This is a genomic window from Flagellimonas crocea (assembly GCF_033441595.1).
Taxonomy (GTDB): domain Bacteria; phylum Bacteroidota; class Bacteroidia; order Flavobacteriales; family Flavobacteriaceae; genus Flagellimonas; species Flagellimonas crocea.
The window spans coordinates 411,423-424,768 of the sequence record NZ_JAUZVX010000002.1; the positions used below are offsets into that span (position 1 = coordinate 411,423).

The 13,346-nt window shown below is 43.8% G+C and carries 10 protein-coding genes and 2 tRNA genes; 6 read left to right on the forward strand and 6 right to left on the reverse strand.

What is annotated here, in order from left to right:
- Complete coding sequence (locus SD449_RS07030) at positions 1-990, forward strand: PorP/SprF family type IX secretion system membrane protein (protein ID WP_318309570.1); 990 nt, start codon at positions 1-3, stop codon at positions 988-990.
- A gap of 1 nt (position 991) precedes the next feature.
- On the forward strand, positions 992-2,938 hold the full coding sequence (locus tag SD449_RS07035; RefSeq protein WP_318309571.1) for an OmpA family protein: 1,947 nt from the start codon (positions 992-994) through the stop codon (positions 2,936-2,938).
- A gap of 3 nt (positions 2,939-2,941) precedes the next feature.
- Here SD449_RS07035 and SD449_RS07040 read toward each other — a convergent pair whose 3' ends face one another.
- Entirely contained in the window at positions 2,942-4,186 is a 1,245-nt protein-coding gene (locus SD449_RS07040; protein WP_318309572.1) for an NRAMP family divalent metal transporter, read from the reverse strand.
- A gap of 81 nt (positions 4,187-4,267) precedes the next feature.
- Positions 4,268-6,643: a prolyl oligopeptidase family serine peptidase gene (locus SD449_RS07045; RefSeq protein ID WP_318309574.1), complete on the reverse strand. Its 2,376-nt coding sequence runs from the start codon at positions 6,641-6,643 to the stop codon at positions 4,268-4,270.
- A gap of 224 nt (positions 6,644-6,867) precedes the next feature.
- On the opposite strand from SD449_RS07045, the gene SD449_RS07050 reads away from it, so the two are divergent.
- The 4 genes from SD449_RS07050 (at position 6,868) to SD449_RS07065 (ending at position 11,656) form a co-directional block, all read left to right on the forward strand.
- Complete coding sequence (locus SD449_RS07050; RefSeq protein ID WP_318309576.1) at positions 6,868-8,592, forward strand: GMC family oxidoreductase; 1,725 nt, start codon at positions 6,868-6,870, stop codon at positions 8,590-8,592.
- A gap of 4 nt (positions 8,593-8,596) precedes the next feature.
- The gene (locus tag SD449_RS07055) at positions 8,597-9,307 is read left to right on the forward strand and encodes a gluconate 2-dehydrogenase subunit 3 family protein (protein ID WP_318309577.1); all 711 of its coding nucleotides are present in this window, start codon (positions 8,597-8,599) and stop codon (positions 9,305-9,307) included.
- 166 nt (positions 9,308-9,473) lie between these two features.
- Positions 9,474-10,274 (forward strand): helix-turn-helix transcriptional regulator, encoded by an 801-nt coding sequence (locus SD449_RS07060; protein WP_318309578.1) that lies wholly within the window; start codon positions 9,474-9,476, stop codon positions 10,272-10,274.
- A 62-nt stretch (positions 10,275-10,336) separates the two neighbouring features.
- Complete coding sequence (locus tag SD449_RS07065; protein WP_318309580.1) at positions 10,337-11,656, forward strand: serine hydrolase domain-containing protein; 1,320 nt, start codon at positions 10,337-10,339, stop codon at positions 11,654-11,656.
- Positions 11,657-11,686: 30 nt separating this feature from the next.
- Here the strand turns inward: SD449_RS07065 and SD449_RS07070 are convergent, their stop codons facing one another.
- The 4 genes from SD449_RS07070 to SD449_RS07085 all read right to left on the reverse strand — a co-directional run bounded on the left by SD449_RS07070 (position 11,687) and on the right by SD449_RS07085 (position 13,302).
- Positions 11,687-12,604, reverse strand: coding sequence for a YihY/virulence factor BrkB family protein (locus SD449_RS07070; RefSeq protein ID WP_318309582.1), 918 nt, complete (start codon positions 12,602-12,604; stop codon positions 11,687-11,689).
- A 128-nt stretch (positions 12,605-12,732) separates the two neighbouring features.
- Positions 12,733-12,817 (reverse strand) — tRNA-Leu (locus SD449_RS07075).
- 25 nt (positions 12,818-12,842) lie between these two features.
- Positions 12,843-13,109 carry a GIY-YIG nuclease family protein gene (locus SD449_RS07080; protein WP_318309584.1) on the reverse strand — a complete coding sequence of 89 codons (267 nt, stop codon included), beginning with the start codon at positions 13,107-13,109 and terminating at the stop codon, positions 12,843-12,845.
- Between the two features lie 120 nt (positions 13,110-13,229).
- A tRNA-Gly gene (locus SD449_RS07085) sits at positions 13,230-13,302 on the reverse strand.
- Positions 13,303-13,346: the final 44 nt, after the last annotated feature.

A 13,346-nucleotide genomic window follows, 5' to 3' on the forward strand; every position in this document is an offset into this window, starting at 1 on the left:
ATGCCAAATAAAAAAGCTTTGCCTCTATACAGAATGTGGTTTCTAGGATTTTTGTTGACCGTGGGCCTTGTCCACGCGCAAAAGGAACCCCAGTATACCCAGTATATGTACAATATTGGAAGTTTTAACCCTGCCTACGTGGGCACTGTGGAGAGTCCTGAAATCATTGGTCTTTATCGCGCACAATGGGTGGATATCCCCGGAGCCCCCACCACCATACGCGCAGGGGCCAACATTCCTTTCACGAACAATAAAATGGGACTGGGCATCAATATTGTAAATGATGTCTTGGGACCATCTACACAGACTTATTTTGATATTGCATATTCTTATCAAATCCAGCTTTCCGAGGATACCAGACTATCCTTTGGGCTCAATGCCGGGGGATCATCCTTGAACATAGATTATTCCAAAGGTGATTTTGACGACCCTACCGACCCATCTATTTTGGGAGGGAACTATACCAATTTCTACCCAACTTTGGGAGCGGGACTTTTTATGTATCATGAAGAAGATTGGTATTTGGGAGTGTCCGCGCCCAATTTTTTGACCAATGCTTTGTACAATGACGAGGTGGCCACTATTGTGGAGGACAACATGCAGTTCAATGCCATCGGCGGTTATGTCTTTGAGTTGGGCGAGAAGACCAAATTTAAACCCGCATTTTTAGTTAACTATCTTCAGGGTTCTCCGGTTACAGTGAACCTATCGGCCAATTTTCAGTTTATAGATGCATTGACGATTGGGGCTTCTTACCGAATCGACAATGCCGTTAGTGGGTTGGCCGGATTTCAGATTTCCAATGGAATGTTCATTGGGTACTCCTACGATTACAATACCAATGGGCTGGGAGAATATAGCGGCGGTTCCCATGAGGCAATCCTAAAATTTTATATCGGAAGAGGCGGTTTTGGTTCCGGTAGTAAAAAATCAAAAGACAAAAAATCGATAAATAAAGGAAAACAGATTGATTCCCCAAGATTTTTCTAACATGAGCCATGTAAAAAAAATACAGCTGACACTATGTGCATTCCTTTTAGGGGTGGTGTTTTGTTTTGCACAAAAAAAGCGGTCGCAAGGCGATATCTTCTTCTTTCAGTATGAGTACCAAAAGGCAGTTGGTGCCTACGAAAGGCAACTTAATGAGGGTACCTTGACCAAACAGCAATTCCTGAATTTGGCGGATGCCTATTTCGAGACCAACAATTATAAAAAAGCATCGGAAGCCTATCAAAAAATATATGCCCAGGACAGCGTGATGGATGCCCACCATTACAATAAAATGCTGCAAAGTTTTTCCAAAACTACAGACGGTGTTGACGAAAGCGATTTCTTGAAAAACATGTCCTCCAGCTTTCCCAAGGAGCAAATGGAAAACATGGAATTCAACAACCAGTTGTTACAGGCCAACTCAACTGAGAGTCAATTGGATTACGAAATCTTCAACTTGGATATAAATAGTCCACAAACGGATTTTGCCCCAGGTTTCTACTCCGATAAACTGTTGTTTTCCAGTGGTAGGCAAGCAAACAAAAAATTGCGCTACGAACCCGGCAATGAAGGATATTTCAATATTTATGAATCAGGCATCCAACCTTCGGGGCAAGTCGGCACTTCAAAAATATTCGGTGCGTTACAGAAAACCGATTACCACAAGGCGACACCATCGTATTCGCCCGGCCTCAACAGTGTTTTTTATGTGCTGTCCAATACCCAAAACGGAGAATTGTCCTTTGATGGCAATGGAAAGAACGCACTGGCCATTGCAAAACAGGCTATTGGGGGGTCATATCAGTTGCTGTTAAAAGATTTGAGTACTTCTTTCTATTATCCTTTTTATGATGATGCTAGCGGTAAGCTTTATTTTTCGGCTGATTTTGAGGATAGTTATGGCGGTACAGATATCTATTATGTGTACACCAACGATGGACAGGTAATGTCCGCGCCCATTAATTTGGGACCGCGAATCAATTCATCTGGGAACGAGATTGCACCGTTTATTTTTGAGAACAGCTTTTATTTTTCCTCCGATGTGTTTTACGGTCTTGGGGGAATGGACATTTACAAATCCAATATAGAAAAAGAAGGATTTGGCATTCCGATCAATTTGGGTGCCCAGATCAATACCGAGTTCGACGATTTTGGGTTGATCATCAGAAATGAAGGTGATGGACTGCTGGGATATTTTACCTCCAATCGTCCAGGTGGCAAGGGAAAAGATGATATCTACGGCTTTAGGGTGGATCAGAAACCAGGTCTCAAGACCATTGTCTTTAAGGGTGAAATCGTAAATGCCCACAAAACCAACAACAGTGTTCCGAATACCACCATCGGCCTTTGGGATATGGAGGGCAATTTGTTGGCCAGGACCACCTCGGATGACGATGGCCAATATCGTTTGGAGATACCTTACGAAAAGGAATTGGTTTTGGAAGCTTCCAAAGAACGTTATTCGAGATTCATCAAGAAATTTACACAGGAGGAGTTGGATTCGCTTCAAAATAAATCGTTCGATGTTCCCATTTCCCTATATGATGACCTTGTGGAAGAGCGGGAAGGTCAAAAGGTGGTGAAAATGGATGATTTTTATTTTGCTACGGGCTCAACACAATTAACGGAAGAAATCAAAACGGAACTGGATAAAGTGGTCGATTTTGTGAAGGCATTCCCAGGGGCACAGCTTCGCATTGAAACTTATACGGACAGTAGGGGAGGCAGTAGCACCAATTTTAAACTTACACAAGGACGTTCCGATGCCATCAAAAAATATTTGGTAGCGAACGGTGTTCCGGCAAACGCCATTTTGTATACTATCGGATACGGAGAGGACAAAATCCTGAACAACTGTACCAATGGGGTATTCTGTCTGGAGACGCTCCACAGAAAAAACCAGCGCTCACTAATCGTGGTCCTTAATGATAATGTGCTGTTTGATTAAAGCTTATACCAACAGCATCCAGCAATAGTACAGGGCGAACAGCAATAAAAAAACCATTCCGCAATAGGTGAGCGCGCGTAAACCGATTTTTGGCCTGTGCCGTTCGGGCATGTCTTTTCCAGTAACTGCCTTCAGGTTCATCCATCCCAATAATGGGGCAAACACAAAGGAAACAAAAGTGGCAAGTGCGACCAGTTTTCCCATGTTGGCGCTAAATAGGGATATAACGATCCAATTGATCCACGCCATCAGGATAACCATCAATGCGAAGGCATGTTTTCTGTTATAGATATTTTTTTTCGGATACAGTTTTTGAAGCACATCCAAGCTTACCCTGGAGATGGCATCATGCGCGGTCATACAAGTACTGAACATGGTGGCAAATGCGGCAATAGCAATAAAAATATATGCCCAATTTCCGATATGTGCCGTGAAAATACTCACCAATTGGTCTGCAAAAACAACCGAGTTTACACTGAGTTCGGTGCCGGTCCCGTATAAGGTCATCCAGCCGATGATCATAAAGAAAACGGCCAATACCGCGGTAAGGATGTACCCTACGTTGAATTCTTGCAATGTGATCTTTAACGAAGGTTTTTGCTTCATCGTTTTCAGGTTTTCCATCCCCCAAAGGCTCACCCATCCCGAAGCTTCTACGGCGGTGGGCATCCATCCCACAAGTCCGATCAAAAACAAAATGCCCGCTTCATTGAAAATTTCAGGTCCTTGGTAGGATGCGCTGTCGGGGACAGGGCCTTTTTGCAACACCATTACGGTGGTTATCAACAGTGCAATAAAAAGTATGGCGATCACCGCCTTGAGCGAACGTTCCAAAAATTGATATTTCCCAATAATGAGGAGTAGACTGATGAAAACAAAGAGGCACAATGAGATGGCTCCTGCGCCTATGGAAGTTACATGGAACAGATTCATGAAAAGTCCCGCCGTTACCACATAGAGCGCTGCCAAAATGGTAAATGTGGAAATCAAGGTAACAAAGGCATAGATCCATAGATACCTTTTGCCCAAGTTCAGATAACCCTCGATCAGACTTTTCTCGGTAACCGTGGTGTAGCGAACGCCAAATTCAAAAAAAGGATACTTGAACAGATTGGCCAAAAGGATGGGAATTACCATGACCCATCCATATTGTGCCCCTGCTTTTGTGGAGAGGACCAAATGGGAGGTGCCAATGGCCATACTGGCGAACAAAAGTCCGGGACCCAGTGCTTTCAACAGTGCCTTCATGCAGCTTGTTTGTTAATTTTCAGGCAGGAAGATATGTTTTTTTGCTGAAAGATTTTTAGTTTCCTGCCTTGGTACCATCCGTTATTCCTTCCCTAAAAGTGATTTTTGGAACAGTTTGAAAATACGGGTGTATTCATCCGTCCAACTACTGGGCTCCACAAAGCCATGTCTCTCCACAGGGTAAACGGCCATTTCCCAATTTTCTTTGCCGAGTTCTATCAACCGTTGCGAAAGCCGTACCATATCCTGAAAATGGACATTGTCATCCACCATTCCGTGGAGGATCAAAAGGTCGCCCTTGAGTCCATCTGCAAAATAAATGGGGGAACTTCGTTTATAGGCCAAACTGTCGGTAGCGGGAGTATTTAGGATTCGCGCCGTGTAGCCATGGTTGTAAGCGGCCCAATCGCCCACAGAACGTATGGCCCCACCGGCACTAAAGGTATCCGGGGCATTGAACATGCCCATTAACGTGATGAATCCACCATACGACCCTCCATAAATTCCAATTTTGTCCGTGTCGATTCCATATTCATCTACCAATATTTTGGCGCCATCCACTTGGTCGGAAAGATCCTTGCCGCCCATGTGCCTATAAATACCGGTACGCCAATCCCTGCCGTACCCTGCACTGCCTCGGTAATCAATATCAAGAACCGTGTATCCATTGTCCACCAAAAGATTATGGAACATATATTCCCTAAAATAGGAGCTCCACCATTTGTGGGCATTTTGTAGATATCCGGCGCCATGGACAAAAATAACGGCAGCATTGTTTTTTACCGATGCGTCCGGTTGATAAAGTCTTGCATATACTTCTTCGCCATCGGAAGCTTTGAACGTGATGATCTCTGGGTCTTTCCAGTCGTAGGAATCAAAGGCATCCGTATTGGAACTGGTAATTTTTTCCGCTTGGACATTTTTACCGGATTCCACTGGATTGTTTTTAATGAAAAGCTCGGTGGGCTTGTTGGAATAGGAATATAATATGGCCATTTTTTCTTCATTGGGGGAGAGGACAACATCATTCCTGCCGACCATATTGGTCAATTGTTCCCATTTTCCTCCGTTGAGCGCCATAGTGTAAAACTGTCGGTCTCCCGGGTGCGTCTTATTTGAGGTAAAATACCAACGCTTCTTGTCCTTTGATAGGAATGCATCATAGATTTCAAAGGATCCAGAGGTCAGCGCCTTGGTTTTCTTGTTAGAGACATCCAGGGTGTATAAATGGGAATAGCCTGTTTTTTCGGACATGTACCAGATTTGGTCGCCGTTGGGCATCCAACCCAAATCACCACCGCCCCATCTGCCAATCCCTGGGCCGGCTATCCAGGCCTCATCATGCTGGCGGTCCAATTGTTCCACTTTTCCCGTTTTGGGATCTAGGAGAACGATCCACCGATCTTTATAATCGTTGGCCTGAATATCCAAAATGGCCTTGCTTCCATCAGATTTCCATGTAGGTCCATTAATATACCCGATACGATCTTTGTTTTCATAGGTTTTATCGGGGTAATCCTTGGTGTACTCGGGCACATAGTCCAGACCTTCCAAATTATCCAGTACCACCGGATAGTTTGTTCGGTTGTCCACATCATAAACGAACATTTCGTATTGCGTAGGTTCGTCCCCGACCTTGGAGCGCGTATTTTGATCTTCGGTGTACCCGGACTCTGTCACAAAATGGGGCACAATGGTTCCTTTGGAATTTGGACGGTCCATCAAAATGTAGGTGATGTAAGATCCTGTTGGGTCAATTTCAAGGCTAATTACCTGTTTTCCGTTGGTCTCGATTTCCAACGGTTCCATGGATTCCAATTTCTTGCTTATTTCTTCCCCTGCATCCCGTTTTGCTTTTCGTTCCTGCAGTACGTCAAAAATGTCCAATTGGTCCTGATAGAGCCATTCATCTTTGGAATCCCGTTTTGGTTCGGAATCTTTGGCCTTCACAAAATGGGTTTTCTGCTCCAATAGACCACTTGCAATGTTCCATGTAAAAAGTTCACCATCCTTTACAAAGGCCACACTTTTTCCATTATCGGTAAAATGTGGGCTGTTTTCGCGTTCTTGCGTCTTTGTGATGGGCTTTGATTTATAGTTTTTGATATCCAAAAGGAAGATATCCCCGTTCTTGGCATACACCCCTTGGCTTTTATCGTGATTGTATGTAATGTAGGATGATGGGAGGGCGTTCGCGGCCAAAAATCCTATCTTCTTGATTTCTTTGTTTGCAACGGAATAGGCATATATTGAGTCGCTCAAGGCGCCATCGGGATTCCAATCAAAATACAGTGTTTTTCCATCGGTTGACCAATACGGACTTGAAGGCCTGTGCCCGACAAAATCATCCCCTTGCATGATATCCTTAATTTTTAAGGAAGATATATTTCCTTTTTGGGCGAGGAGTGAATTACAGGTAATAAAAAGAATAAAGGCAATGGTAAAGAATCTTCCCATGATGGTTGAATGGTTTATGGTGGTTTGTTTTTCAAATATCGGGTATTTTGATGAGTTTTCCCCGAAGGTTTTAAAACCGAAAAAATTAAAAAAGTAGCTGCTTTTGTTGACAGAAAAAGTATCTTTAAAACGATTATAATTAAAAATGAATCATAAGTTCCCTCTTAATCGATTAGGTAATAAATTGATTCAAAACCATTTACAACTAAACCAAACCAAGATCAATGCAAATTATTGAAAATTCCACTGTTTATGATGCCATTATCGTGGGGTCTGGAGCAGGAGGAGGTATGTCCGCAAAGGTATTGTCGGAAGCAGGGCTAAAGGTTGCCGTGGTAGAGGCAGGACCTTTCTTTGATCCCGCTCAGCCTGAGTACCAAACCCAATTGAAATGGCCTTATGAAAGTCCCCGTAGGGGCGCCAGTACAAGGTTCCGACCCTTCGGGGATTTTGATGCTGCTTACGGTGGCTGGGATATTGAAGGGGAACCCTATACCCAAAAAGATGGAACAAAGTTCGAATGGTTCCGTTCGCGTATGTTGGGAGGTAGAACCAACCACTGGGGAAGGATTTCGTTAAGGTTTGGACCAAAGGACTTTAAGCACAAGGATGTGGATGGTCACGGCGAAAACTGGCCCATCAGCTATGATGATGTAAAGCCGTACTACGATAAGGTGGACAAGATGATCGGGGTGTTCGGTACCAATGAAGGGCTTCCCAACGATCCCGATGGCTTCTTTTTACCGCCCCCAAAACCAAGATTGCACGAACTTTTTTATATCAAAGGAGCAAGAAAGAGCAACATTCCCGTGTATCCATCGCGATTGTCCATGCTCACCAAAAAAATCAACGAGGACCGTGGGGTCTGTTTCTACTGTGGACAGTGTAACCGTGCATGTCAAGTATATGCCGATTTCTCCGCCGGGACTTGTTTGATCTTTCCTGCACAGAAAAATGGCGGACAGATAGACCTGTTTGTGAACTGTATGGTGCGCGAGGTGACCACGAACGATGAGGGAAGGGCCACTGGGGTATCCTACATCAACAAAGAAGATAGAAAAGAATATAAGCTCAAAGGAAAAGTGATCGTTCTAGGGGCTTCCGCCTGTAGTTCTGCAAGGATTTTATTGAACTCCAAGAGCAAACAGCACCCCAATGGATTGGGCAACAGCAGCGATATTGTGGGCAAGTACCTTCACGATTCTACTGGGGCCGATAGGGCCGCTTTTATTCCCGATCTTATGAACAGGAAAGTGTCCTACAATGAAGATGGCGTAGGGGGCATGCACGTATATTCCCCATGGTGGGGCGACAATTCCAAGCTGGACTTTCCCCGCGGCTATCATATTGAAGTATGGGGCGGTATGGGCATGCCCAGTTACGGATTCGGATTCAACGTCAATGAGTTCAATAAGTTCTTCGGTACCAAGGTCGGTGGTTATGGCGATATGCTGAGGAGCGATGCCAAGAAATACTACGGGGCCGTAGTGGGTATGGCCGGACGGGGCGAATCCATCGCAAGAAAGGAAAATTACTGCGAGATCGACCCGACCACCGTGGACGAATTTGGTATCCCAGTACTGAGGTTCCACTATAAATGGTCGCAGTACGAGATCAACCAGGCCAAACATATGCAGGATACCTTTGAGGAAATACTGATCAATATGGGAGGGGAGCCATTGGGCAAGAAACCGGATAAGGATACCAATTACGGATTGCACAACCCCGGTAATATTATCCACGAAGTGGGCACAACCCGAATGGGCGATGATCCAAAGACCTCCGTTACCAACAAATACCAACAGTTGCACGATGTGGACAATGTGTTCATCGTGGATGCCGGACCGTTTGTGTCACAGGCGGACAAGAACTGTACCTGGACCATTTTGGCACTCTCCATGAGGGCTTCGGAATATATTGTGGAGCAATTAAAACAACAAAATATTTAAGGACATGGACAGAAGAAAGAGTTTAAAATCGATTTTACTGGGTTCCGTGGCCGGTGGATTGGCCGTCCATGGCTGTAATCCTGCAACAGGGACGGATGAGTTGGTGGAGTCACCAAAAATCACCTATCCGGGAAGGGTTCCTTTGGAAACGGAATTGATCCAGGAACTCCAGGACGAACAATTTTTAAATCCGCACGAGGTTGAGACGCTTACCATTCTTTGCGACCTTATTTTACCGCCTTCGGAAGAATTCAAAGGTGCTTCGGATGCTGATGTGGTAGGTTTTATTGAATTTATGTCCAAGGACAATGAATCGTTTCAGCCGGATATTCGCGGGGGTATCATGTGGCTGGACCATAAGTGCAATACCGAGAACGGTGTGGAATTCAAAGCCGCTACCGAAGAGCAACAAAAGGCAATTCTGGACGGGATAGCATATTACGACCCCGAAGTGCCAAGCAATGAAAGACCTTTTGAAGTGAATTTCTTTTCTTTAGTCAGGAATTTGACAATGACCGGTTTTTACACCAGCAAAATAGGTATCGAGGAAATCGGTTATAAGGGGAATATGCCCAATGTATGGGACGGTGTGCCGGACGATGTGTTGGAACAACATGGGGTTTCCTATGATGAGGAGTGGCTCGCCAAGTGCGTGGACCAGAGCAAGAGGGGCATCATTGCCGAATGGGACGATGAGGGCAATTTGATCACATAATGATTCAATGAAGATTTAGAACAAAAAGGGCGGTGTCGAAACACCGCCCTTTTTTCATGATATTGGTCGTTATTGAAATTGGAACAGTTCAAAGAAAGGATATCCGTTTATCATCAATACGGTCGTCCAAGTCATCCAAAAACGCACAAGTAATATATTTGTATCAATGGACATCCAAGCACATCGACCCAATGCACATTTGCTGACCGTTTTCAGGGAATGCTATTATATCCACATGGACGGGAAAGGCGGTACGGGACAAATCCCAGTTATCGATGATTGTTGTTATGATATGGTTTTTTTTAAAGAAGCATCGGGAACATTCTATCATGGAAAGGGGCAGAAGGCCTCTCCCATTGCCCATACAGTTTTTACCATTCACAACGTAGAACCTCCCTACCGGATTGAAGCCAAGGAATCGCTTACCTTTTTTACCATAAAACTTCAGCCTTGGGCCAATTCCTATTTTTTTTCATCCTTGAAAAATAAGGGTGTGGTCGATATATTGGATTTTGATCCCAACTTGATCGGGTTTTACAATCGCGTTTTTGAAGAAAAGGCGATACCCCATTTGTTTGATATGGCGGAAGAACTTATGGCAAAACATATATTTCCGTTGACGCCCTCTATGGAATTGGTCCGGCGAATCTGTCATTATATTTATGATAGGCAGGGCAAGGTCACCGTGAACGAACTGAGCGAACACTTCAAGCGATCCAGACAATATTTGGGCAAAGTTTTTAAGAAAGAAGTGATGTACAGTTTAAAAAAATTCATTATCACCGTTCGCATTTTGGATTTGGTCAAGTTCAGAGCCAAGAACACTACGGTTTCTCTGACAGAGCTCAGTTACGAATATGGGTACTTTGATCAAGCGCATTTCATCAACGATTTTAAAAAGGTATGCGGGATAAGTCCATTGCAGTTTTTTAATGACCTGCCCGAATTTTTGCTGAGACACCGATGAGGTTTCCATTTTTACAATTTATTGGCTCCGTATTGTTGCTTCTTTGTACAAAAAAAGAACCCATGAGATCTTGTTTTCTTGTTTTTGTGCTGATACTCGGTTTTGGCTGCGCAAAAAATAATAAAGTTAGCGAAGGGACGCTTTCGCCCAAAATGCAATCCATAGGAGATTCCTTGAATACCTATTTTTCCAAACTCACCGAAATGGAAAAGTTCAACGGGGTGGTTTTGGCCTATAAAAACGATACCCTGCTTTTACAAAGGGCCTATAATCTGGACAATGATGTTAAAAGTTCCGCTTATGTAACGGATAGTACTCAGTTTGACATCCATTCCATCTCCAAATTGATGACGCTCTATCTGGTGGTCAAATTGGAGAACGAGGGAAAACTTTCGAGAAACCAAACCTTGGATGCCTTTTATGATGATTTTCCAAGGGGGGATCAAATCACTTTGAATATGTTATTGGAACATAGTTCGGGTCTGCCGAGGGAATTAATGGGTCTTGAGGGTGAAGAATATGAATTCACCTCGGACCAGATAGTGGAACTGGCCAAAAAACAAGAGGTCATATTCGAGCCCGGAACGGATGTGCAATATTCCAATGTGGGCTATGAGATTTTGTACAACATTGTATCCAAAGTGCACGGAAAGCCCTTTGCACAATGCGTGCTGGAAGAAGTTTTTGAGCCGATGGGAATGGAGGCTAGCGGCGCTCATTTTTTCACCGATGAAAACCGGGTCAGGAATCTGGCCAGAAACCATATTCTGAAAGATAGTCTGCTTACACAAGTGGATAATATCCAACGAGATGAATTCCGGACGGCACGCCTCTATTCCACAGTTGAAGATTTAAAAAAGTTTCTGGACCAGGTTTCCCGGGAACCATTTAAATCAGCCTTGGTAGATGAGAACGGCGTCATAGCCAAGGATGGTGGCTCCAAAGGAGCACGTGCCCAAGTGTACAGCGATTTGGAACATCATTTTCAATTTGTACTGTTGTCCAATTATGATGAAATGCCATTTTTTCAAACGATAGCGGATGTTGCCAAAATATTAAGATCGGAACCTGTGGAATTCCCTAAGGAAATCGACAGAAAATCCATGGCGCTGGATGTCGAAATCTTGAAACATTACGAAGGCTCGTACGCGTTTGCTGATTTTGATGGAATGGTTTTGGAAATTAGGGTCGAGGGCAATCAGCTTGCAATCTATCAGGAAAATCAGAAAATTGGCAAGCTAAAGGCGGAATCACCCACTGTTTTCTTTGAAAATCCCAAAGCGTCCGAATCCTTTGAGTTCATCAAAAATGACTCTGGAACCTATAATGCCCTCATGGGTTGGAAAGGGATTGCTGTAGAGGGGAAAAGGATTTCAAACTAGTAATCCACCTCTATATGAACCGACAGGTGACTAGTCGTCCAATTCGCTGTAAGGGACAAAAAGAATATTATAGGCTTTGGCGTAAACATAGGTGAACTGTGCCCCAAAGAAAAGAATTAGTGAAGAATAGGATACCCATAGCAGCACAAGCACAATGGTTCCGGCCGCCCCGTAGGTAGAACCTGGATTGGCCTCGCCAAAATAGAGCCCCAATAAAAATTTACCCAGAACAAAGAGTACTGCGGTAATGAATGCACCGAACCAAACGGCCCTCCATTTAATTTTCGCATCGGGCAAAAATTTGAACATGAGTGCGAACATCAAGGTGATAATTCCAATTGAAGAGAAAATATCCACAAAGTACGCAAAGTAAATGGCGACTTCTGTAATCAAGCTTTTAAGGTAATCGTTCAGGGCGGTAATGGCGGCGGTTACAATAAAACTGATCAGGAGCAAAAAACCGATGACCAATATAAAAGCCAGACTTTTGGCCCTTTCCGCTGCCAATTTCCACAAATTGAATCCCGGTTCTCCCTGTATGCGCCATATTTGGTTCAATGATATTTTTAATTGATGAAAGACCCCTGTGGCACCAAAAAGCAAGGTAGCGATTCCAATAATGGTGGAAATTAGGTTTTTATCCTTGTTTTGGGTATCCTGTATAATATCCTGAATCGTCTCGGCCGCATTAGGTCCAAGGGCAATCGAAAATTCGTTGGTCAACCGACCTTCAACAATGTCCACGCCCCAAATAGAGCCGACCACATTGATTATGATCACCAACAGAGCCGGAAGTGATAGAACGGCGTAGTAGGCGACCACAGCGCTCAATCGCCATGGGTTGGCTTTGCTCCAAGCTTTAAAGGTGTCCAGAAAAAGGTAGGGGAAATCTTTAAGTTTAAAGCTTTCGGAATATGTATGGCCCTCTTTCAAAATAATAGAATTCAATGAGTTTAAATGCTGATGAAAGAGGAATTTACTGGATAATCAAACTAAGAGTTGTTCGAAAAGCATTAATTGTTGACTGGATAGAAAACAAAAAACCCTATAAACAATGGGTTTACAGGGTTTTTCTGTACTCGAGGCGGGACTTGAACCCGCACGGGCATAATGCCCACAGGATTTTAAGTCCGGCGTGTCTACCAATTCCACCACTCGAGCTTGTCTGCCGTAGGCAGGGCAGGACTTAATTTTCAATATTTTTACTACTCTGGTTAAGGATCAAATTTTTTAGGAATTCCTTTCCGTACCCAGATTTTAATTTTTTCTCTTCAACTCTGGCCTCCAGTCTTGTTTTAAATTCTTTTTTAAAAATTAAAACAAATGGTCTATAAGGCTTAGTCGTTTTATTTTTGCCCAGATTGTGTTCTTTTATCCTTCGTTCAATATCGGAAGTAATTCCGACATAAATATAGTTTCTATCTAAACTATTCAAAGCATATGTATAGAACACAATCCTATTTTTACATGTTTGTCTACCAACCTGCCTGCCGGCAGGCCGGTTCCACCACTCGAGCAGGACTTGTATGTAAAAAAAAACTCCACCCGTGGTGACTGAGCGGAGTCGACGTTGAGCGAAAAACGGGATTCGAACCCGCGACCTCCACCTTGGCAAGGTGATGCTCTACCAACTGAGCTATTTTCGCAGTTTAAAAGAACGCTGCGCTTTTCCCAAGCGCGGATGCAAATT

What these genes read in the sequence shown, in the direction of transcription:
- SD449_RS07030 (WP_318309570.1), top strand. Translation starts at nt 1, where the DNA reads ATGCCAAATAAAAAAGCTTTGCCTCTATACAGAATGTGGTTTCTAGGA.
- SD449_RS07035 (WP_318309571.1), top strand. Translation starts at nt 992, where the DNA reads ATGAGCCATGTAAAAAAAATACAGCTGACACTATGTGCATTCCTTTTA.
- SD449_RS07040 (WP_318309572.1), bottom strand. Translation starts at nt 4,186, where the DNA reads ATGAAGGCACTGTTGAAAGCACTGGGTCCCGGACTTTTGTTCGCCAGT.
- SD449_RS07045 (WP_318309574.1), bottom strand. Translation starts at nt 6,643, where the DNA reads ATGGGAAGATTCTTTACCATTGCCTTTATTCTTTTTATTACCTGTAAT.
- SD449_RS07050 (WP_318309576.1), top strand. Translation starts at nt 6,868, where the DNA reads ATGCAAATTATTGAAAATTCCACTGTTTATGATGCCATTATCGTGGGG.
- SD449_RS07055 (WP_318309577.1), top strand. Translation starts at nt 8,597, where the DNA reads ATGGACAGAAGAAAGAGTTTAAAATCGATTTTACTGGGTTCCGTGGCC.
- SD449_RS07060 (WP_318309578.1), top strand. Translation starts at nt 9,474, where the DNA reads ATGGACATCCAAGCACATCGACCCAATGCACATTTGCTGACCGTTTTC.
- SD449_RS07065 (WP_318309580.1), top strand. Translation starts at nt 10,337, where the DNA reads ATGAGATCTTGTTTTCTTGTTTTTGTGCTGATACTCGGTTTTGGCTGC.